The 20,672-nt window shown below is 57.7% G+C and carries 26 protein-coding genes; 2 read left to right on the forward strand and 24 right to left on the reverse strand.

Annotated features, from left to right (window positions below; genetic code table 11):
- Positions 1 to 29: 29 nt before the first annotated feature.
- From BLQ92_RS17135 to BLQ92_RS17145, 3 genes are read right to left on the reverse strand one after another with little or no spacing between them, the layout of a single operon-like run.
- A complete protein-coding gene (locus BLQ92_RS17135; RefSeq protein ID WP_090685730.1) occupies positions 30 to 743 on the reverse strand; it encodes a hypothetical protein in 714 nt (237 codons plus the stop codon).
- A 2-nt stretch (positions 744 to 745) separates the two neighbouring features.
- Positions 746 to 1,933, reverse strand: coding sequence for a hypothetical protein (locus BLQ92_RS17140; RefSeq protein WP_090685978.1), 1,188 nt, complete (start codon positions 1,931 to 1,933; stop codon positions 746 to 748).
- A 14-nt stretch (positions 1,934 to 1,947) separates the two neighbouring features.
- Positions 1,948 to 2,295: a hypothetical protein gene (locus BLQ92_RS17145; protein ID WP_090685731.1), complete on the reverse strand. Its 348-nt coding sequence runs from the start codon at positions 2,293 to 2,295 to the stop codon at positions 1,948 to 1,950.
- A gap of 15 nt (positions 2,296 to 2,310) precedes the next feature.
- Here BLQ92_RS17145 and BLQ92_RS17150 point away from each other — a divergent pair, with 15 nt between their 5' ends.
- Both BLQ92_RS17150 and BLQ92_RS39405 read left to right on the forward strand, forming a co-directional pair.
- Positions 2,311 to 2,979 (forward strand): hypothetical protein, encoded by a 669-nt coding sequence (locus BLQ92_RS17150; RefSeq protein WP_090685732.1) that lies wholly within the window; start codon positions 2,311 to 2,313, stop codon positions 2,977 to 2,979.
- The gene (locus tag BLQ92_RS39405; protein ID WP_143016608.1) at positions 2,951 to 3,139 is read left to right on the forward strand and encodes a hypothetical protein; all 189 of its coding nucleotides are present in this window, start codon (positions 2,951 to 2,953) and stop codon (positions 3,137 to 3,139) included. Before BLQ92_RS17150 ends, BLQ92_RS39405 begins: the two co-directional genes overlap by 29 nt.
- Here BLQ92_RS39405 and BLQ92_RS17155 read toward each other — a convergent pair.
- From BLQ92_RS17155 to BLQ92_RS17250, 21 genes are all read right to left on the reverse strand, one after another.
- Complete coding sequence (locus BLQ92_RS17155; protein ID WP_090685733.1) at positions 3,136 to 3,819, reverse strand: hypothetical protein; 684 nt, start codon at positions 3,817 to 3,819, stop codon at positions 3,136 to 3,138. The genes BLQ92_RS39405 and BLQ92_RS17155 overlap by 4 nt on opposite strands.
- Complete coding sequence (locus BLQ92_RS17160) at positions 3,812 to 4,813, reverse strand: hypothetical protein (RefSeq protein ID WP_244896652.1); 1,002 nt, start codon at positions 4,811 to 4,813, stop codon at positions 3,812 to 3,814. Before BLQ92_RS17160 ends, BLQ92_RS17155 begins: the two co-directional genes overlap by 8 nt.
- On the reverse strand, positions 4,814 to 5,089 hold the full coding sequence (locus BLQ92_RS17165) for a phage baseplate plug family protein (RefSeq protein WP_090685734.1): 276 nt from the start codon (positions 5,087 to 5,089) through the stop codon (positions 4,814 to 4,816). It abuts the gene before it with no gap.
- A complete protein-coding gene (locus BLQ92_RS17170) occupies positions 5,086 to 5,661 on the reverse strand; it encodes a hypothetical protein (RefSeq protein ID WP_244896653.1) in 576 nt (191 codons plus the stop codon). The genes BLQ92_RS17165 and BLQ92_RS17170 overlap by 4 nt, the downstream gene beginning before the upstream one ends.
- Positions 5,662 to 5,768: 107 nt before the next feature.
- Positions 5,769 to 7,595, reverse strand: a complete 1,827-nt coding sequence (locus BLQ92_RS17175; RefSeq protein ID WP_090685736.1) for a lytic transglycosylase domain-containing protein — start codon at positions 7,593 to 7,595, stop codon at positions 5,769 to 5,771.
- Between the two features lie 115 nt (positions 7,596 to 7,710).
- The gene (locus BLQ92_RS17180; RefSeq protein ID WP_244896654.1) at positions 7,711 to 8,298 is read right to left on the reverse strand and encodes a hypothetical protein; all 588 of its coding nucleotides are present in this window, start codon (positions 8,296 to 8,298) and stop codon (positions 7,711 to 7,713) included.
- On the reverse strand, positions 8,298 to 8,744 hold the full coding sequence (locus tag BLQ92_RS17185) for a hypothetical protein (RefSeq protein ID WP_090685737.1): 447 nt from the start codon (positions 8,742 to 8,744) through the stop codon (positions 8,298 to 8,300). Before BLQ92_RS17185 ends, BLQ92_RS17180 begins: the two co-directional genes overlap by 1 nt.
- A gap of 13 nt (positions 8,745 to 8,757) precedes the next feature.
- Positions 8,758 to 10,089, reverse strand: a complete 1,332-nt coding sequence (locus BLQ92_RS17190; RefSeq protein ID WP_090685738.1) for a hypothetical protein — start codon at positions 10,087 to 10,089, stop codon at positions 8,758 to 8,760.
- Between the two features lie 62 nt (positions 10,090 to 10,151).
- Complete coding sequence (locus tag BLQ92_RS17195) at positions 10,152 to 10,445, reverse strand: hypothetical protein (RefSeq protein ID WP_090685739.1); 294 nt, start codon at positions 10,443 to 10,445, stop codon at positions 10,152 to 10,154.
- 65 nt (positions 10,446 to 10,510) lie between these two features.
- Complete coding sequence (locus BLQ92_RS17200; RefSeq protein WP_090685740.1) at positions 10,511 to 11,473, reverse strand: hypothetical protein; 963 nt, start codon at positions 11,471 to 11,473, stop codon at positions 10,511 to 10,513.
- The gene (locus BLQ92_RS17205) at positions 11,473 to 11,934 is read right to left on the reverse strand and encodes a hypothetical protein (RefSeq protein WP_244896655.1); all 462 of its coding nucleotides are present in this window, start codon (positions 11,932 to 11,934) and stop codon (positions 11,473 to 11,475) included. The genes BLQ92_RS17200 and BLQ92_RS17205 overlap by 1 nt, the downstream gene beginning before the upstream one ends.
- The gene (locus BLQ92_RS17210; protein WP_090685741.1) at positions 11,934 to 12,623 is read right to left on the reverse strand and encodes an HNH endonuclease; all 690 of its coding nucleotides are present in this window, start codon (positions 12,621 to 12,623) and stop codon (positions 11,934 to 11,936) included. Before BLQ92_RS17210 ends, BLQ92_RS17205 begins: the two co-directional genes overlap by 1 nt.
- Positions 12,623 to 13,282, reverse strand: coding sequence for a hypothetical protein (locus BLQ92_RS17215; protein WP_090685742.1), 660 nt, complete (start codon positions 13,280 to 13,282; stop codon positions 12,623 to 12,625). The genes BLQ92_RS17210 and BLQ92_RS17215 overlap by 1 nt, the downstream gene beginning before the upstream one ends.
- Positions 13,282 to 13,491, reverse strand: coding sequence for a hypothetical protein (locus BLQ92_RS39410; RefSeq protein ID WP_143016609.1), 210 nt, complete (start codon positions 13,489 to 13,491; stop codon positions 13,282 to 13,284). The genes BLQ92_RS17215 and BLQ92_RS39410 overlap by 1 nt, the downstream gene beginning before the upstream one ends.
- Positions 13,492 to 13,493: 2 nt before the next feature.
- On the reverse strand, positions 13,494 to 14,015 hold the full coding sequence (locus tag BLQ92_RS17220; protein ID WP_090685743.1) for a hypothetical protein: 522 nt from the start codon (positions 14,013 to 14,015) through the stop codon (positions 13,494 to 13,496).
- A 142-nt stretch (positions 14,016 to 14,157) separates the two neighbouring features.
- Positions 14,158 to 14,691: an HNH endonuclease gene (locus BLQ92_RS17225; RefSeq protein ID WP_090685744.1), complete on the reverse strand. Its 534-nt coding sequence runs from the start codon at positions 14,689 to 14,691 to the stop codon at positions 14,158 to 14,160.
- 87 nt (positions 14,692 to 14,778) lie between these two features.
- Entirely contained in the window at positions 14,779 to 15,804 is a 1,026-nt protein-coding gene (locus tag BLQ92_RS17230) for a DUF2184 domain-containing protein (RefSeq protein WP_090685745.1), read from the reverse strand.
- A 12-nt stretch (positions 15,805 to 15,816) separates the two neighbouring features.
- A complete protein-coding gene (locus tag BLQ92_RS17235; RefSeq protein WP_090685746.1) occupies positions 15,817 to 16,419 on the reverse strand; it encodes a hypothetical protein in 603 nt (200 codons plus the stop codon).
- Positions 16,420 to 18,327, reverse strand: a complete 1,908-nt coding sequence (locus BLQ92_RS17240) for an NUDIX hydrolase (RefSeq protein ID WP_090685747.1) — start codon at positions 18,325 to 18,327, stop codon at positions 16,420 to 16,422.
- A gap of 59 nt (positions 18,328 to 18,386) precedes the next feature.
- Positions 18,387 to 19,217, reverse strand: coding sequence for a hypothetical protein (locus BLQ92_RS17245; protein ID WP_090685748.1), 831 nt, complete (start codon positions 19,215 to 19,217; stop codon positions 18,387 to 18,389).
- Positions 19,214 to 20,665 (reverse strand): anti-CBASS protein Acb1 family protein, encoded by a 1,452-nt coding sequence (locus tag BLQ92_RS17250; RefSeq protein ID WP_244896656.1) that lies wholly within the window; start codon positions 20,663 to 20,665, stop codon positions 19,214 to 19,216. The genes BLQ92_RS17245 and BLQ92_RS17250 overlap by 4 nt, the downstream gene beginning before the upstream one ends.
- Positions 20,666 to 20,672: the final 7 nt, after the last annotated feature.

Raw genomic sequence — 20,672 nt, forward strand, 5'->3', positions numbered from 1 at the left:
TGGCGGGCTATGAATGGAGTGTTGCGGTGTCAGGCGACGATGACGGTGAAGCGCACCTGAAAGGGAAGGGCGAGATACCCTTCGTTGACCAGTGCCTGGAATATCTGCGAGTTCTGGCCGGCCGGGACTGTAATGGTTATCGACCGTGCGGCGAGGTTGTTTCGGGTCTTGCGGGTGTTGTAGGCTTGGGTGTTGTAGGCGGCACTCCCAAATGCTCCGCTGAAGCCCGTCGAGGACCGCTCGATGCTTATCTGAAACGAATCCTCGACTGGAATATCCGAACCGTTCGCGCCGAAGATGAAACGGGCCACTCTCATGCGCAGCCACTGGATCGACATTTGCCGGCCGTCGCCCAGGTAGGTGTGCCAGGTGAGTGTCCGCTTATAGATGTCGTCACTGGCGGCTTGTGCAGTCCCTGAATTGATGTGTTTGCGCGTTCCGTATGGCAGCGTGTTGTACGGGACGGTGTTGTATGCCCCATACGATCTCGACATTAGCGTTGAGATAACCGGCCGGCTGATTCCGTAGATTCCTTGACCGATCCAGTCGAGCAGCGGGCCGTTTATGTTCGCCGAGGTGTAGACCGACAGAGGCGTCGCGTTGAACCAGTCCACATAACCTTGGGCCGTAGTATTGACCCCGGCAAAGAAGGCCTGAATATCTGGATCGTCGGCGTATTGGGCGTACACATAAGTAGGCACCACCGTCGCCAGCGGCGAGGCGCTAAAGGATTCGGTCGTCATGCCTAACCTTGTGTAACTGTCACAGCCGTGTTCGACGCCTGAAAATAGGATTCAGGGTCGCCCAGGATAATTCCCGTCCCAGCTTCTGGCGTGACAACGGATCCGTTGATCGTGACCGTTACCGTGAAGGCCGAAAGGTTCGCCACGGGCAACACTGATGCAATTGCGGCCTGAAACGCCGCGGACATCGCATTCAGATTCATCGGCTGGCCAACTACGATGCTGTTCACGTAGCTCTGAATTGCCGGGGCACCCAACTGATTGACCTGTGCGCCCGCCGTGAAATTCGACAAATTGGTGTTCCAAATCACCGAGACCGTCACGACTTGCTGCGGCGGATTGACATAGGTGACGTTGTACTGGTTCGGAGATGAAGTGATCGTTGCTGTAACGTTGCGCGCGGTCGTGTTCGAGCCGACGATGGTCGAGAGATCCAGCACACCAAGGTAGATCGCGCCAGCCACCTGGTAAGGGTCACCGCCACCGCACAGCACTTCCCAGCCAAACGTGGATTGCAGGATGGAGACGAGGCGCGGAATCACGCCGGGCACGTCCATGAGGAGCGACTGGATATAGTCAGGCGTTCCCTGTCCTGCCACCTGATTTGCGACGATGATCCGCGAGCGGTAGCTCGGTACGGTTTCGGTCGAAGTGGACGGGGTTCCGGCCTGCGGATTTGTGACCGTCATGGTCTCGTTGTACGGCGTCGGCAGGGAGGTGACGATCTGCGTCACCGAGCCTTCTGGCACCGCCCACGTCCCACTCTGGTTTGCCACCGCGAGCAGAGGCGCGCTGACGCCATTGGATGCAAGTACGCCGCCATCCTGCAAGACGTACTGATACGTTCCATCGCCGACAATGAATCCCTGCGGCAGCACATACCCGGGCGCACTGGTGTCGGTGAAGACGACCAGCACGCTCGTATTCGTCGGCTGGCCTTGTGGAATGCCGAGCATGACGCCTTGTTGGGCGAGAATGAAGGCATTCGCCCCGTACGGCGTGACGCTATCAATCGCATCCACGCGCGCCTGGTCCATCTGCGCCAGCATGGCCGTGCCGGTCGAGGTCAGGTCTTCGAGAAGAAGACCAGGGAGATTGGCTGTAAATCCCGCGTCTTCTGCCTCTACCGTGGCAATGAGGTCGCTGTTGAGCGCGGCCGGCGAGTTCGGCACGGGGCCGCTCGCGGTCATGATGACAGGTAGCGTCATGTGGGAATGTTCTGGCTGATGATGGCGCCGGAATGAGTCACGGCGCGCACGTTATACTGAGGCGGCAACGACCCCGGAACGCGGGTGATCGTTAGCGAAGCGAAGTACTGGGCATACTGTTGCTGTATCCTGGACATATAGAAGTCCGGGAACGTCTGGGTCATGATCGTGGTGTACTGCGGAATTCCCGCATTCGCGTAAATCGGGCTTTCTCCGAGATTCAGCTTTATGCACTGCGCGAGCGCTGTAATGTAGAAGGCGTCGTTCAGGCCATTTTCCTGAGTCGTGACAGCCACCCATTGATAGGTGCCGTTTTCGTTATACGTTCGCCCCCATGCACGCATTGCTTAACCTTTGCTATGTTTGATACCCGTCCGGCCAACTTTTTCACGCACGAGAGCCTGTGCGACCTGTCGCGCGAATATCTAGCGCTTGTCGTGTTCGTGAAGAGTCGCTCGGGGGCGTTTGATCTGGCGATGGACGTGGCGAAACTCGCGCCCCTGCTCGTGGAGCGCGATCTCGAATCATTGAAAATCTATGTGGCTGGCTTTCCCCAGACCCTGGAAGGGGCCATTCGCGCGATGGATCTGATCCATTACGTGCGCGGATGGAAGGGGACTCACTTCTACGCGCGCGGGCGGATGATCATCGGGGAAATGAAGCAGGCGTACGATATTGAGGCCGTACTCCAATGTTTTTCTGAGTCATGTGCGGCAAGCGACTTTCGGGCGCACTGTCACCGAACTATCGATACGCCATATTTCCCGATCGTCCAACTCATCAAACTAGAGCGGATTCACCCGATGTTCCGGCATATCACTGCGCAGTCGGACGAGGGAATTTACACCTTCCCCTGCAAACACATGCTGCAATGGTTTCAAGCGCAGGAACATCACCAGGCCTCGGTACGAGACCAGATTCAGGCCGAAGGCGTCGCCAAGATGTGCGATGTGTGCCCGAGGTTCAACCCAGACGATTTCAGGAAGCGAGAGGAAAGCAATGACACAAACGATTCAGAGAACCGGTAAACCTTACAAGGCAATGATTGCGCTTGGCGCCGCATCCGTGGTCATCGGCACGCCAGTTCTGTTTTTCAATCACCACGGGTATGCAGCAGGAATCGCCTTGCTGGGCGGGGCCGTGGTTTATGTTATCGGCAAGGCCGGCGCATGGTGGAATCACGCCTAGCCAGTCATCGTGCCAGTATTGCCGGTACCAGTCTGCACCCCGGGGTGATAGTGACCATTCACCGCGCCATTCGGCAGGATGACGTCCGGCGCCTGGATTGGCAGAGTCGATACCGCCTCCGTCCCGCCCCATGTGAACGTCTGACCGCCGACCGTCAACGTGATGCCAGAGGCGTTAATGACCAGGGTAGTGGTCTCGAATGTGATGGTCGTGCCACTTGAATTCGTAACGATTGACGATGTCGGGCCAGTTGTCGTCCGGATAATCGCGCCGTTTGGCCCCTGCACTTGAGCGGCATTCGGGTCGATCGGCGGGGAGTTTGCGTTGCTGACCGGCGTAAAGACCAGATTCGACAGGTTGCCGCGGCGAAGAAAACTGGCGATGCCTTTGCCAAGCCCCGAGATTCCGCCGAGATAGACATCTGCCGGCGCGGTATATCCGAAGTCTCCAACCTGTGTCGGCATGCGCACCCAGTTGCTCTCCGCCTTCGGGATCGTGATCGGCGGCAGCGTCCATGGTGCCGTATCCATCTCGAATTCGACAGTCACGACCGCCCCTATGACCTGAGTCACGCGGCAAGGTAGGGCGCGGCCCTGCTTCTGGATCTCCTGCGCAGCCCGATTGATGGCCAGCTGGTTCTGGTTCTTCTGGAGCCAGAGCTTTGCGAAGTTGTCAGCCATTCGAGTACGGCACGCAGTTGATGATTGTTACCCAGGAGCGGCCGTCACCGGAACGGAAATTGCCGACGTGACGCATCTCGACAATCTGGAACGAACCGGAGAATGTCGTCACGTAATTGGCGCTCGACGGCAATGAATTACCTGAGGTAAGCACCTGCCCGACTTGCCCTGAAAGTCCTGTCGGCATCTTCACCGTGGTTCCGATCTGGAGATCGCCGCGCATCACCAGTTTCACCTGAAGCGTGTTGACGTCAATCCAGGTGGGCTGCCCGACCAGATCCGCGAAGTTGAGTTGAACAGTAGGCGATTGCCACGTGCTATCAAATACCGAGAGTGCGCCGCCTTGCATGGCGATCTGAACGCCCGGATAGGTCGGACCCAGAAACTGCCCATTCGTGATGCCTTGAACGTACTGCGCCAACTCCTCGAGCGTGCCGCAGTGATGCACTTCCTGGTCCGACTGCACGAGTTGATTGCTGATGTTCACCGTCAACGGCGTGTTGGGATAGGCGACCGACAGGCAATTTTGAAGCGCCGTCGAAAGCGGCTGACCTGCCTGCCAGTTCAGGACGAAGTTGCCGGGATTGTCTGAATCATAGCCGCCCGGGTTGATGACGAAATCGAGCGTCATCTCTGTGCCTTCCCAGTTGCCGAAGGCCTGCCATATCTGCCCCTTGAGTAAGGTTCCTTGCTGGGCGGGATTGGCGAGCGGAAGCCCCTTTCCCATGCCGCCCTTCAGCACGAACGTCATGCCGGGCTGCTGCACACCATTAACGATCTGCGGGGCAAACTGCTGCGGCTGCATCAGGTCGGCAATCGATATTCCTTCGATTGTGACTGATTGACCGCCAATCGGCGTTCCGTAAGGGGCGACCGTCAGATCAAACTCGACATTCAATGCGCCTGGATCGAACTGCCCACCCGGAAAGGATGTCCAGGTGCGCGTTGGCGTCGTGCTGCCCGGTGCGTACAGGTCGATCTCGTAGAAGCGCATTTATGGCGTGATTTCGAAGTTGCCGCTGTCCTCGCGGTAAAGGATCGTGCTCGTCGTGAATATCCCGGGCGCGAGCGGAATGTCGTAGTTCAATGGCGAGCCGACTAATGCTCCATACCAGGCCACGCTTCCCGACGCATTCACAAGCGATACATACCAGCGCTGCGCCGCGAAATTCCACATCGCCGTGAGGTTGTACGGCACGCTATCAAGCGTCACCGTTACCTGAAAGGGCGGCGTTTGTGTGGGCGACGGAGCGAATGGAATGGTCGTCATGAAGAGGGGTAGATACCGAAAAGAGCGGACGTGCCCTGAACAGGCGTGCCGGCGACAGACGCAGCATCAGACCATGACGAGGTTGTGAGTTGCTGACCGCCCGAGATCATGGATAGCATCCCGTTGAAAGCGGTCTGGGCTTGCTGCTGCGTGACCAGCGGCTGCACAAAATCGATCTGCCACTGAGCCTGCTGCTGGTACCCTTCGCCGCTCGTGACATCTGTCATGCCCGTCATGATGCAATCGAAGTACGGATATGACGGCGTCATGACGTGATACGTCCCGCCCGCTGCGGTGTGCGCCTCGAAGGTGCTTTGCAGTGCCATGAACAGCGCCTGCTTAAGCAGGTAGCCACCCGTCGAATTGACCGGAGCAATCATCAGCAGCGAAATATTCTTCGGATTGCGGATGACGGCATTGCCGGCCACAAAACGGTTTGCGAAAGGGTAGGTCGCAGCCGTATTGCTGATCGCTGTGCCGCCTGGGATCGGCACAAACTTGACGGTGGGCGCCGTGTCAGATCCCGTCACATCGTTGACCAGGCTTCCGAGTGCAGTCAGGATCGGCGCCATGCCGCCTAGCGCCGATGCGAACAGGCCGCCATTGAAGATAATTGGGCTTGTCTGGTACGCCAGGTCATAAGCCACCCGCGCAGCATTGCCGAGAGTGTTTGCTGTGCTCATGATCCAGTCGCCGCCGCGTTAGTCGACACAGCCACTCGCGCCGATGTGTCGTTTTTGACATCCACCTTGAGATTCACCGTCGACTTCTGTGCAAGCGCGGTTGTGATCTTGTTCAGGTAGCTGCGGGTCTCGGCCGGGAGATGCTGCTCCCAACTCGCGCCGTTCTTCGCGATGTCCTTGTCGAGGTTGCCAGTGCCCCAGTTGTACCCAGCCAGCGCCTTCCGGATATCTCCCTTGTACTTTCGCGTCAGGTCGCCCATCATCCGAGCGGCCGCGGCGGCTGAATCGTGAAGGTTGTACGGATCCTGCAGCCCGTATTGATTGGCCGTGTCGGGCATGAACTGGAACGGACCCATGGCACCTTTCGGCGACAGTGCGCCGATTTTTCCACGCGACTCAACCATTTCCTGTGCGTACAGCAGCCCTGCCGGGAGCGACTGCGATTTTTCGAATGCTCCGAAATAGCTCGGCTCCCCGCCCATCTTCTGGACGGTGCCTGCAAGCTTGTCGACAAGGGTAGGCGACAGCGCTTGATACTTCGCCGCATTGCTGTTCATTGCAGCAGAGAATCCGGCAACAGTGCCATGCGTTTCGCGCTGGACTTCATTGGCATCAAGCGAGCCGCCAGTGCTCGAAGAAGACCCAGTGTCGATGCCCAGGAATTTTGCTGCCTTGCGCATGGCTCCCGCGACATCGCCTACGAGACCTGCCAAATACCGCATATCCTGCCGGAATTGAGGCGAGCCAAGATAGGTTGCCAACTCATGCAATCCATCGCCGGCCGCCCTCAGATTCTGTGGTGACAGGACGTCGTCAATCAGAATCTTGGCGTCATCGCTCAGACCGCTAACAAACTCCTTCAGATTCGGCGCCAACTCAGCCAGGCGGTCTGTCAGATCCGTCTTCAGTAGCTTGCCGGCCGCCTCAACTTCCCGCTCGAATCCGTACCATGCGTCCGTGCTTTTGTCCGAGACATTGAAGGACTTCACATCCTTGCCGTAATTCGCTCTCGCTTCGGAGAATTCCTGCGGCGTCATGGCGCCAAGTTTGCGCACTTCCTCGAACGACATGAACTGGTCAAGACCGGTGCCGCGGAGCGTCTGGGCGTTGCGCATTGCGACCGGCGTCTTGCTAAACCAGTCGTGCGCGCGCTGCATCATGCGCAGCGATAGCTCATCGGGGCTTTCGTTCTGGATGGCCGACATGCTTTGGCCGGTCGCCAGCATCGCGTACGGAAGCTTGCGCATGTCCGATTGCGCATCGGCCGCACGATTCAGGATCGACGGATCGACGTAACGCCCAAAGTCCGTCTGGAAGGCTGAAAGTTGCCCGGTTGTGACGCCGATGCTACGCGCCTCGCCCTGCGTCGAAATAGCCGAACGCGCGAGATCGCGCAAACCCAGACCAGAAAGGATGGCGCCTAGCCCGGTCAAGCCAAACCCCAGCGTTCCGATCTTCATCAAAAACTTGCCGATGCCGAACACTTCGGAGCCGAGGGTTTTGGCATGCTTTGCCATCTTCTCGAGCTCGGAACTGCCATTACGCGCGACGCTGGCGAACTCCTTCTGCGCCTTGATTGCCACGCCAACCGATTTGCCGATCGCGTCAGCCTGGATGGCGGCGATCATCAGCGCTTCTTTCGATGTGTCTGAGTGCTTCGCAAAATCGCTTACCGATTTGCCCGCTTCTGCCGTCGCGCCGTTGATCTTCTTCCAATCGTCAGGCATTTCCTCGACCTGCGTCGAGTACTGCTTGAAGAGTTCGTAGAAGGAGCGAAACTGCTGGTCATTGACATCGACCTCAATGATCGGCTTATTGCTCATGTGATGGATCCGCGAAGTGCTTCGAGAATGAGTCGCTCCCGGAACTCTCGGGCGCTATGGAAGGGGATTTCATTCCGTTCGGCGAACTCGGCAAACCCTTCTCGCGAAACGTATCTCAGACAGGCAGCGACGATACCGGCTTCGGTGTAGGCTCGACCTTCGTCGAGGTCTGCAAGGAAGCGGCCAGGTCCATAGGTGTGGACGATGTAATCGACCCACCCGCTACTGAAGCCGTTGCTTTTGCGATGCCCATCCGATCCATCTTCTTGGCGGGCATCACATGACACGTAAAAAAAACTAGAGCCGCCTCGAGCTCGGACCAGTCTTCGGCGTCAATCTTGCCTTGCGAGATAGCGACGTCGATCGGCATGTTTTCATAGCCGGAGGCGCCAGGAACGAGAACGGTCGTCAAGCGCTTGATTTCAGCGAGCAGAGCGGGGGTGCGCCCATCAAGTGGCTGCCCCTGTGCGTCCAGGCTGTCACGCTCGGCCGCGTCTTTCAGCCCCTCGTCTTTCAACACAAGGTTGGCGATGCGAGGGCCGGAACCCATCTGGTAATGGATGCCTTTCCTGGAAAGCGCGGCCCTGGTGGCGTTGATGACGCCATAGTTCTGTTCGTAGATGGCACGCGAGATCGGACTGTGGAAAGCCGTGAGCCCGTCGCCGAATGGCAGCGCGAGATTCAGGTTATCTGTGATCTGCATCAGTATGTCCACAACGACGAGTTCACCGGCAGCGCACCAGCCAACACGAGCGTGAAGTCAGGATTGGTGCCATCGAACGGACCTGGATCAATGTGATTCGCAACGACATCCTGCAGAGCGATCGGCGGGAAGATCGACGAATCGCTATAGATCGTTGCTTCGCCGATGTTGCTGTCCGTGAGAATCTGCGACATCCAGGATACCGAGATTTGCTGCGTGCGCAGCAGCGCAATCGTGATGGTCGCGCGAATGAACGGCTCCGGCGAATTCACAAGGCCTGTACCGGTCGGAATCTGGTTGACCAGGTTGTCAGAAAACGAGATGCGGGCCAGTGCGCGGCCCATGTTCGCGGGGATAATATTCAGCGACGCGAAGCCCGGCACGACCACCGAGCACCGGACGCGATTCAGGACGCCACGGGCGATCCCGGGATTTTGGGTAGGCATTTATGGTGTCCTGTTAAGCGAACTGAATAGCGTCGAGTTGGACGCCGACCTGGAGGAAGCCGTTCTGGCCGACGATGTTCACGCCGAGGCCTTGGTAGATGCCCGCTTTGTAATTGGCAGGGTTCGCCGTCGTATAGGCCTGGAACGACTGCGCCGTCACGGTGCCGGTCAATGCGCAACCGAACGAGATCGCGACATTCAGATCGCTCTGCGCTGTCGCGGCCAACTGGTTGATCCCGTTCTGGTCATACAGCAGCGGGGGCTCTTCGTTCGAGCCATTGATGACCTCGAGCGCCAGATCATTGACAACCCGGATCTGATACCAGTCGATCCCATACCACCATGACGACTGCGATCCATCCATCGTCATGCCCTTGAAAATACAGGTGTTGGTGATGCCACCCTGCGGCGGGACGAGGTTGATATTGCCGAATGCGGTGAGGACCGTCTGGATGTTCGCTGCGTAGCCCGTTGCCGGCCATGGCGTGACGCCCGTCAGGAAGCGATAGGCCATCGGAGCAAGTGGACTCGTCGCGCTCGGGTTGTTCACCAGCCACTGATAGAAGTGGGCAGCGGCACCGAATTCCTGCGAAGTTGCGGTCGGACTCGGCACGAACGCATAGACGCTCTTGTTCGGCGCGTACGTGCCCACGTTGGCAACGGTGGTCGTCACAAAGAAATATGTGCGACTCGTCGGGCTTGAGTATTGCGACGCGACGATATTCAACTCGGATGCGAGAGTTGCGGTACCCGCCGCACCAGTACCGCTGCCGCCGCTGAATGCGACGGTCGGAGCAGACGTGTATCCGGAGCCCGGATTCGTGATCGTGACGCCCGTTACCGAGCCGTTGGCAATGGTTGCCGTGCCGGCTGCACCCGTGCCACCGCCGCCACCTGAGAATGCAACCGTAGGCGCTGAGGTGTATCCGCTGCCGCCCGCGGTGATCGTGACGTTGCCTACGACTTCCGACGTGTTATCCCATGCAGCAGGGACGAGGAAAGCGTAGAACGTAGCCGGATTATTGGTGATCCACGTACCCAGCGCCTCGACGCCCGCTGCACCGGACGTTTGCGTGCCCAGTTCAAGCACATAGGCGCCGACTGATTGACCTTGGGCGAAGAACGTCGTGCCCATGGTATTCAGTTCGGTATAGTTGCCCGAGCCGCTGGTTTGAAGCACGGCCTGCAATGCCGAGAGCTGGCTGCAGTAGAGATAAGTCCCGGTCGTCAGCGTAGTGCCGCCCACAGACACAAACGCGCCGCTCTGCTGTAGTTGCGACGGCGCAGGCGCGACCGTGAGAACCGCTGTCAGATTAACGATCTGCGGCGTGATTGTGTTTGCCATGAAGGCTCCAGAAAAACGAAACCCCGCTCAGTGGCGGGGCTGGGAGGGTGTGAAGCTGAGGGTTACGACCAGGAGACGGAGATCGTGCTTGTGGTGGGAGGCGTTACGACAATCCCTGTCGCGGTGGGGATGCCATAGAAGTAGTAGGTGCCGACAGCTTCTGGAATCACTCCGATCTGATTGGCAACCGTATTGCCGCTTGTCGATGCAGAGTCAAAGATCGCGCCGACAGCAGTTCCAAGAGACAGGACCGAGACGACATAAACGCGGCCCGGTGAATTCTTGATAACCGCCGCAGCAGTGATGTCGAGCGTGGTGGTATTGCCGCCAGGTTGGGGCGGGAAATATTGGGGCATTTCGAAGACTCCAATGAAAAAAGCCCGCGCGCGGCGGGCAGGAACGTCCAGCGGGGATGCCCCAGCTAGGAAACGGTGATGGAACTGAATCCGGCAGAGAGAATCAGCCGGCGGGCGATTGCATCAGCGGTGCCCTGGTAGTACGAGGCCTGAATGACCATGATCTTTTTCATCGCCAGAACGGCGATTTCGACCTGTGTGCGCTTGTCGTCGACGATGGCCGGAGAGTTGCAGAAGCCAAAGTCATCGGTGTTGACCGAGTAGTCCATCAATGCGGCAAAGAACTGGATTGCCTGCTGATTCGTGAATCCGTAAAACGTCAACTTCACCGTGTCTCGCATCAACTGCCAACTCGGCACCTCGTAGAGAGGCGACGGATCGGCATTGGGATTCGATCGGCCGGACCAGTCGAAGAGTGGGAACGCTTGCAGCGCAATCGTCTGGTTCGGATCGATGTGCGCTGTGATATAGGGCGGCACAACGTTGTCCGGCACGAGAAAGGACGGGTAGACCGGCGCCAGACTGTTCTGTGCAAGCCAGATAGGCAGGCTGTTTGATACGATCGGACCAACCGGCAAATCTGCGGCACTGTCAATCAGTTGCGAGGCGAGGGCTGGATAGACCGCGAATCCGCGGTAATGCCACAGTCCGGCCTGCTGATAATTCATTCCGGTCGATGAGAACGCAACCTGCAGCATCGTATCGTCAACCTGCCAGGCGCCGACCCATAATGTTCCAGGGGCAACGCTGTTCAGTTGCGAGACTTCCTGCTCGGCCGTGAATACGATCTGGTTCGCGGCGATGGTCTGGTCTTCGTCCTGCTGCCTGTCGGACAGGATGTGCAACGAACCTGCGAATGGAATCGCATAGCCAGTCGCCACCCAGAAGACATAGCCGTCTTCCGAAAACGTGTATTTCGTGTACTGCTGGAACGTAACGGTCTGATTGCTGGATATCTGCTCGAGACCACTATCAAGCGCAGCCTCTAGCTGGCTGGGCGCTGCAGATGCTTCGTTGATGATGCCCATTATTCAGTCCAGGCGCGAAAGGATGCGGCGTAAAGACCTGTATCGACGAACTCTGCACGGGCCGGACGCTTCTTGAGTGGCTGCTTTTTGCGATGGCTCACGCCTTGATTCGCGGCCTCAACACTTTGGCCGCTGGTCTGCTTCCATTCGCGCAGATCAAGGTAATTATTGAAGGCCCGCTCAATCTTGCCGTTGACGCTGGCACCCGAAATCATGACTTTGCCGAGACTTGTATTCAGGTCTTTGCCAAAGACGGCGAGCGGCCGACCTTGCGCCATGCTCTCGATTTCGCCCACCATGGCATCAGCCAGAAACTCGCCGATCTGATCCTCGTAAAGCTCGAGGAACGTGCGCATGATGTGATACTGGTCTTCGAGATAGCCTGCCACGTCGCCCGTGGTCTTGGTCCCCTCGCCATCTGAATACCCGACGTCAACAACCCCTAAACACAAAGTAACCATTACGCAGCCTCTTCATGGGCGATGCCGACCTTTTGCAACCAATCCTCGTAGTCAAGTGCGCCCTTACTTAGATTGCAAAAGGCGCACAACCACTGAAGATTGGCAATATAGTTTGACCCGCCACGGCTGATAGGCTGTTTGTGATCGAGATGCCTTTTCTCTACACGAAGATCAACGCAGCACTTTGGATTGGCGCATTGGTAGCCCTGTCGCTCTAGCAACTGGATCAGTTCTTCCGGAGTGTGAGACCCATCCGATTGTCCATAAGCCGCGCGCCTGGCATGATTACGAGCCGCAACCTTGTCGGGATTACTCGCTCGCCATTTGGCATGGATTGCTTTCGTCTTGTCCGGATTCTCTGCGCGCCAGTGGCGATCCTGTTCAGCACGAAGTTCTCTGTTCTCAGCATAGTGCCTAGCGCTTTTGGCATTGATGCGCCCTGCATTGTCCTTTCGATACTGAGAGAAGTAGTCGGCGCGCTTCGCATCCTTTGTCTTCTTCTTTTCGGGATTGCGCCTCCACCAGTCCGCGATGGCCTTCCTGTTGCGCTCCGGATTCGCCTCTTTCCACGCTTTGCTGTGTGCATTGACGCAAGCCTTACACTTTGGATTCAGGCCATTCTTGCCACTCGAATGCTTGCCGAAGTCAGTCTCAAACTTAGACTCGCCACATTTCGTGCAAGTCTTCATCAGCTAGCCTCAACAATATTCGGCCCGTACATCTGGGAATAGGCCAGATACTCTTGACCCCATGGCGTCTTGATCAGATCCAGGCCGGACATCGTCAGGCCCTTGAGAAAATCGGCAGTCACAAGCGTGTTCGACGTCGACTGGTCTGCCGACGCAGCGACAGGGCCGGCGATGAAACTCAATAGCTTGAACGCCGCGCGCTGCGCTGTAAAAAATGTCTGCCCAGGCTGGTCCTGTCCGATCTTCAACAGTTGATGCATGCCGAAGTTATAGACTGCCATGACGTACAGAATCGCCGGCAAGGTAGCAGGCGGAATCAGCGTCACGCCAATGGCAATGTTGAATGCCCATTGCAGATATGGCGACAGCGTCAATGCGCTCGCCGCATTGATCGCTTCAGGCGGCGCAGGGGAAACGGTTCCGCTATTCGTGCCGCCGTTCCACGTCACCAGATATGTATTCGCAGGAATGCCGGGGCCAACCAGCGCCGACCCGACTGCGATTGTCCCGGTGGTGCCGGTTGCGGTCAGGTTGCCCGACACATCAATGCCGATTGTGCTCAGCGTGCCGCTAGGCAGATCAGCCGGCGGCACACCCTGATCGAGCACGAATGCAGCGAAGTCCGAAACGTTCGGATGGGTTGGGTTGGCAAAGCTCATTACACCGCCGTCTGAACGATTTCACCGCCAGAAGCCATGTAATCAGGCAGGTCGGCTGCTGCTGGCATTACGGCAATGAACGGCGTGCCGCACACCTCGGCGAGTTTGCGCGGAGCGAACGCCCACACGCACCATTGCCCGGTCACTGTGATCTTCATGCCCTTTGCCATGAGCGCCCTTACTTCTTCAGCACGAGTCATGGTTTCCATAGTCAGATCGGCAACTTGGCGGTCCGGTTATCCGCATGGCCGTCCTCGGCAATGGTGAGGTGCATCTTCACCTCATTGCCTGTGGCCTTCTGCCGCGGCGGGATGTCCTGCTCCACGGTGATTTCAGTAATCTTCGCAAGGCGTTTGCGCTTATCTTTCGGAGCGCGGTTCGCTGTGTCGAAGGCGAGGGCCGATTTCGTTGCTTCCGACGCCGATCGGTATTCCTGATGCTCAACCAGGGCTTCGTTGCCCTGATAAATCTGGTCTTCCGCGACCGGCTTGCTGACGTTGTATAGAAGGCCAGCGAACTCCGGAAGTTTGCGGCTCGTCTCATTGGCGCGACGAAAGCCACACTTCTCGAGATGCTCAATGAAGCCCTCAACCTGAGAATCCGTCCAGTTGTCCCCTACCAGTACTTGCCGGCCAGAATCAATTTCAGCCATCGAAAGCTTGTTGCTTTCACGCAAGCGGTAGCAGTGCTTGAGGTGTTGCTGAGTGCAATTTGCCAGATAGATCTTTGCCATGACGGTATTCCCTGTGAAATCCCTGTGCACGGATGACCATGCCAACCCGCACAGGGGACGGGCTTTCGGCTCCGGAGCCTAGGCATGGTCAAAACAAAAAGCCCGCACTGGGCGGGCTTCGTAGATTCGTTATGCTGCTTTGCTAGAGCAGGAAACCTTGCTCTTGCATGAATTCTATTGGGTCTTTCGCATGCTTCCGCATGTTGCAGCGTGGGTGCAACAACTGCAAATTCATCCAGTCGTTGGAGCCACCACGCGCGAGCGCAATTCTATGATCGACGTGGTAGACGTTATTCAGAGGCTTATGGCAAACGGCACAACATCCGCGCTGAAGACCTAACAGGCGCTTGATGTCTGCTACGGTATGCGTTCCAGGAGCAGACTTTTCAATGGCGCGACGTTTCCGTCTTTGAAGTCTCCCGGACTCCGGATTTTCCCGGTTCCATTGCTTGCAATATTTGAGGTGCTGCTCTTTATTGGAGGATTTCCACTTGCGCGCATGCACTCTCGTAGCGATGGAGTTGATTTTGTTCCATGCCGAATGAGCGATGCTCTGACATTCTTTGCAATATGATCGGAGCCAACCTTTGCTCTTATCCTTGAACCCGTATGCCGAAAACGGCTTTTCGATCTTGCAAGTTGAGCAAATTTTGGATGCTACAATGGATGTAGACATGAGGGCCTCTTGTATAGGTTTCTCAGGTTTAGAGGCCCCTCGCGATTCGCAGTCGCTTGGGGCTTCGTCATTTTACGCTTCTAAATCCTAATACGGCAACGATAAGAGATAGAGTCCTTGGGGTCTGATACACCAGCCACTGGTTATTCTCATCTGTTGCACTTCGGTGATCGCCCCGTCCGGGATCGGAGTCGGGATCTTCATCGGAGCAGCCATGTCGGCGTACTGCAGGTTCACCGCCTTCGTGGCTGGCTGGATATCGCCGAACACGTTGGTGTTGATCCCCGGCATATCCGGCTGCTCGATTTCGGGAATGGTCATGATGACCATATCCGCGCCGCCCGCGCCCTTGCCGATCAGCGTATCGTCGTAGTAATACTCGACTTCATCGCCGGCTTCACGCGCCACGTTCTGAACCACTTCAGCCGTGGTCGACGTGCCTGCACCAGGACGTTGATATGCCACCACCTGAACGATGTTGGCGAGCTGGAACTGCAGCAAAACGCGTTGCGGGCCGATGAAGCGGATGCGGTTCGTGATCTGCGCGCCGGACTGATACATGCCCGACTTCAGGTTCACGATCTGGCTCAGCAGCCACAGCGACATTGCACCGTTGTCGTAAGTGACGACGGTTGTGTTGCCGTACTCATCCGGCGGAAGCGTGACCGAAGTAGCGCCAGCCGTATTGATGAGGCCTTCGCCGTTCGCCGGTTGATAGCCGTAAAGCAGACCTGTACGCATCTGTTGATAGATGCCCTGGCGAGCCGCCAGATCCTGTGCGGCAGGCAGGCTTACGGCATAGTGAGCAGCCGCAGCGATGTCCTGCTCATCCCAGATCGAGCGGGTACGTACGAGGTACGTCTGCGTACCGTAGTACGTGCCCTTCAGGGTTGCCGAAGGCAGGTAGTTGGCACCAGCCTGCGCCGAAAGCGTCTCAGTGCGCAGATCGAGTGCATTGATGTACACGTACAGATCGTCCTTGCTGATCTTGACGCGCGGCTTGCCGCCTTGCAGGGCGGCGAATGCACCCGACGCCTGGGCATAGGTGACGATCAGGTCCGGCTCCGAGAAATGCGGGGAGACCCGGGTCTGTGCGGGGAAGAGGTTTGCCATGTGATGGGCTCCTTAGATCGAGATCATCGCAGCGGCGCCCGACGTCCAGGTCAATGCCCCGGTCCCCGAGTTGTAGCTAACGATCTGGCTGTTGGAATTGAGCGAAAGGATGCGAGTCGTCGCCGGCAATGCAAACGCGCCGCTCGCACCCGATGCCGTGAGTTGCTGGAGTGCCGGGTCCCAGTACAGCGTCTGGTTGATCGCGCCACTATCTAGTGTGGCAACGATGGAACTGAGCACGGAGACGGCAATGCGGGCATTCGAGCCGGTGCGGAAAAAATTCACCGTCATCCCCGCAACGGCTTGCTGCACGCTGTTGCCCGGGATGATCACCATGTTGTTGGCCTGATTGAAGACCGTCATGCCGGTGAAGTTGCCTGCGGCGCTAGCCAGCACAAGCGAGTTGCCCAATGCGTTTGCGTTCACCGTCGCGACTTCTTCGGTGATCGCCATGCCGCCCCAGACGGGTTGCGTGACGCTGGCAGCAACAACGCCGCTCATCAGCCAGTTCTTGGTGCTTGGATCGTCGAAGAACGTGCCGCCGACGTAGCCTTCCGTCGACTGGACGAAGGTGTTCTGCGGCGCCGAGGTGAGCGCCGGATTGAAGTTAATCATTTATCGAGCTCCGTTCGAAGGACGCAGTACCTTGGCGACCATGCCATGGTGTTTGAAATGGTTCAGCCAGACGTCCATATCGCCCGACCATTCGGTGATCTGACGACCGGCGCTGTCGTGGCGAACGATCGGAATCAACCGGCCAGCCGGCGATACAGCGGGGCTGCGCGCGTAGGCCTGTGCGTCGTTGAGGATCTGCGCCTCGATACCGGTGAACGACTCATCGTCGATCGAATCGAAGCGGATGGCCTTAAAGCTCTGGCTGTGCTTCTTGAACTTCTCCGCAAGACGCTTGCGATACGCGATCGGGCTTTCGCCATGCAACGGAGCCGAGACGGTTTCGCCGAACATCTGAGCGACCGAATCCCAGCGGGATTGAGCAGCGCTCAAAGCGTCGCGGTCGGACGGGGAGAGCGGTGTTGCCAATGACGTGAGCCGCGCGTCCATGGCTTTGATCTGGGCCTTGAGCGCCGCATTCTCGCGAGCCTGCGAGTCGGCGCGCGCGGCATCCTTGCGCTCCTTCTCGAGACGCTCTTTCTCGGCTTTTTCTTCCGAATCCAGACGGGCTGAATCCATCAGCATTTCAGCGTCCTTTCGTTCCTTGGCTTCGCGGGCAGCTTTCGCTTCGGCCGTTTCTTCATGCTCGCCGGCCGCCAAAGCAGCAGCCTCGAGGGCATGCTCCTTGCGACCTTCGACCTCTGCGACGCCCAATTCACTGGCAGCCGAGTCGGCAGTCAGTTCGGCGGTAGGCATCTGATCGCCGCCCTTGTTTTCGAGTGCATCCAGCCGCGCACCCAACGTCGTGCATGCCTCATCGAAGCGCTTACCCAGCGCATCGGCCCAGGCCGGGACTTGCTCTTCAATTCCATCCATTTGAGTTTCTCCAGTGTTGACTCCGCTGGGCTCGCCGCCTTTGTCCCACACGCCCTCCTTGCAGATTGCGAGGTGGTCGAGGTAGGACGGCTTGCCTTCGATAAGAACCGTCTTGCCGTCAACATCAACGGAGACAGCCGAGCCCGCGTCGCGGAAGACAACCGCGGGACTAGTCGATGCGTGCGTCGTCAACATGAGTTGAGCGGCGTCCGCATCTAAAATCTTCACAACGCCCCGCACCTCGTCAGTCGTGAGGTAGGGCACAAAGACCGAGCCAATGGAGCGGTCGCGGAACTCGTCGGTATCGAGACCGCCCTTCTTGGGGTGTTCGAAAATGACGGGCAGGCCGTAGCAGCGCTCTCTGAATTCCTCGGTCAGAAACTCTTCAGGTGTGCGGTACGAGTACTCATCAAGCGCCGTGCGGTAACTCGTGCCCGTGCCCGTGATGCGCAGATCGAAAAGCCAGATGCTTTCGTAGCGCTGCGGCGAGAGAAGGTCGCGATAGGCAATACGTTTGGCGATGTCCAGTTCATTGCCGGTGACCAGCGCAATGGTTCTGGCTACTTCGGGGTGAGTGTTTTCGGGAAGTGCGTCAGGGAAGACCCACTGCCATTCGGTATGCTCATCGTTTAGCTTTGGCTCGAATGTCCCGTCGACTTCCTGCTGAAAGCACGTGTAATCGCCACCATCAGGATTCTTCGTGATGCGGATTGCCCATCGATCACCGTCAGGGCACGAACCGATTTCCTCGACGCACTCACGCCCTGCGGCTTCTTCGGGCGATTCATCCGCTTCGATGTGCCCGCCCGGCTGCTCCCACTCACCCGTGTCGCTGCGCTTGACGAGCAGGTATTGCGGACCGGGGGCGCGGAAGAGGATGCCAGCGCAATTGGCAGACATGACAGAATCGTGGCGGCTTTCGCCGGCTTCGCTATATGCAATGGCTGCCGCCTGCTTCGGATCTTTGCCTGCGTTAATCTCGGTCGCGATGTTATGGCAGATGGCCTCGCGCGACGATCCTTGTTCGAGAGGCATTCCGATTTACCAAAAGAAAAAGCCACCGGATGGGTGGCTTCGTGTGGGGTGGCGCTGGGTCAGGCAGCGACTTTGCGCTTGATACGAGTTTCTTCGAGCAGTTTCCGACCTTTCTCGGTCAGCATGCGATCAGGCAGTTCGCGAAGGGCATTGAGATAGGTGTATGAGCACTGGCACGCGACTTCTTCGGCCGGCGCCGTGATCTCGTCCGTGTAGCCGTCGCCCTTGTTGATCAGGCCTTGCTCCATCGCCCAAGACCCGCGAATGGCGTAGATCTTGCCATCACGTTCCTTATGGTCCTTGCGATAGTCATAGCCCGGGCGTTTCCAGCGCGAATTCCACTCTGCCGCAATGGCTCCGGTCTGTTGGGCGATCACCGCATTGATGGATGAAATCAACTTATGCCCCTGGTCGATCGTGACGCGCCTTTCTTCGTAGCGAACCTGTTTGATCGACTTGGCGATGCCCTCCTTGACGTCGATCTTGTCGACCACACGCGAGCCACCATCAGGAATTGATGTCGCCCAACCAGAAGCACGCTGCAACATCTTTTCAACAGCCTGCTCGCGATTGATCTTGATCAGGTTGACGCTTGCGAGAATGCGCCGGTCCAACTCCGAGCGAAGCTGAGGCTTGATGCGTTCAATGGTGAAGAGCGGCACGCCAGGGTGATGACGCAGCATCGCCGTCTTGGTGAAGTTGCGACGGAACACTGCGTCCATCGCCAGCTCCATGCGGGTGCGCACCTCTTCCTCGGTCGGCAGATCAACCAATGCAGCGATGCGCAGGCGTTTGAGCCACTCGTTGATTCGGGTCAGGTCGTCGTAACCGTTCTCGGAGATATCCCGCACCGCCTCAGTCAGAACTTCCTGGAAGGTGCGGGAACTCATGTGCGCCCCGATTCGACCATTGGCTCAGGTTCACTCTCTGTCATCGGCGTAGGCGGCACATAATTGGCAATCGCCTCGCGATCCAGTTCGAGTGGCGCCGAGAACATCAGTTCACGCTCATTCATGATGTCAGCCAGCCACAACGCGAGATCTGCTTTGCTTTCTGGATCCAGCATCGGCGAGAGCACTTCCACGATGGCGATTGCGGCCTTCATGACAATGTCGTCTACCTTGGCTTTCTCGCTGTCGGGCTCGACCAGCAGATTCGGCCATTCGGCTTCAAACGCATTCTTCCATTCGTAGAACGCGGTCTCGTATGGCGTATCCGCATAGCCAGGATACTTGCGCTGGATCGATGCGTAGAAATCCGGATTCCATGCCCGCCGCATGACGATGTTGTCAAAGAAGCGGTAGATCGGAGCCATGCTCTTGCGGAACTCGGCGATGTATTCCGCGATCACCTTGGCGTCTTCAGTGCCTTCGCCAAATCCCTCGGCCAGCGTTTCCTGATTGATCAGGCTCGCCGGCATGTTGTCCGACGTGGCGATGTTCTTTAGGACATTATTGCGCGCGAATTCAGCAGCATCCCGGACGTTCTTCAGATCTATCGACTCGATGCTTTCATTGACGCCGATCGAAATGACATTGCCGGTCTTCGCGCCTTTGAGTGCCTGGCGCTTGAATCCGAACCATGCGCGCGACTGCTGGTCGATCACTGCGCCAGGCGATTGCATCTTCATCACCAGCAGCATCGCCTTCTCAAGGATGGCGTTGTCAGTGATCATCGACTGGACAAACGACTTCAGCGGATAGAGCGCGCGCTGATAAACAGAGCGGCCCACAAAGCCGAACGCGCTATTCGACCACTCAATATAGATCGGCTGCTCATTGAGCATGACGACCGCGCGCGAAGGGTGGTAATCCGCCTTTCCCACGCGGATATGCTGCGGCTTCTGAAAGTCGGGCGCGTTCGGATCCTGATTCAGAACCAGCGAGCCAGCCGTATTCAGCGGATCCAGGACGTTGTAGTACAGATCCAGTTCGTGCAGCCGATCCATCGGAAGCGGCTCGTCAGTTGGAAAATCGAGCGCGCCCGCTACAACCGACCCGGCGCCATATGCGCGACTCGTGCGCATCACGTTGGCGATGACCTTATCCGCACCGATGCTGCCGGTTTGTTCCCATTCCTTCTCGAATGCCTTGATCAGGTCTTTCTCGGGACCACCGGGAATTTTGATGGTGCGCTTCTGCGACTGCGCTTTCTTGATCGGCGCATCAACCATTTTGGCGCCGATCGGGTGGAAGGCCAGGATGGTCTTGCACAACTCGTACGATGGCGAATCCCCCGGCTGGATATCCTCAGCCATCAGGATTTTCATGAGCGGGGAGTTGTTGCCCATCGATACCCCGAGTGTGGCCGCGCCTCCCTCTTCGTTGTTTCCGCTCATTTATCAG

Origin of the sequence: Paraburkholderia phenazinium, from assembly GCF_900100735.1 — a bacterium.
GTDB classification, from domain to species: domain Bacteria; phylum Pseudomonadota; class Gammaproteobacteria; order Burkholderiales; family Burkholderiaceae; genus Paraburkholderia; species Paraburkholderia phenazinia.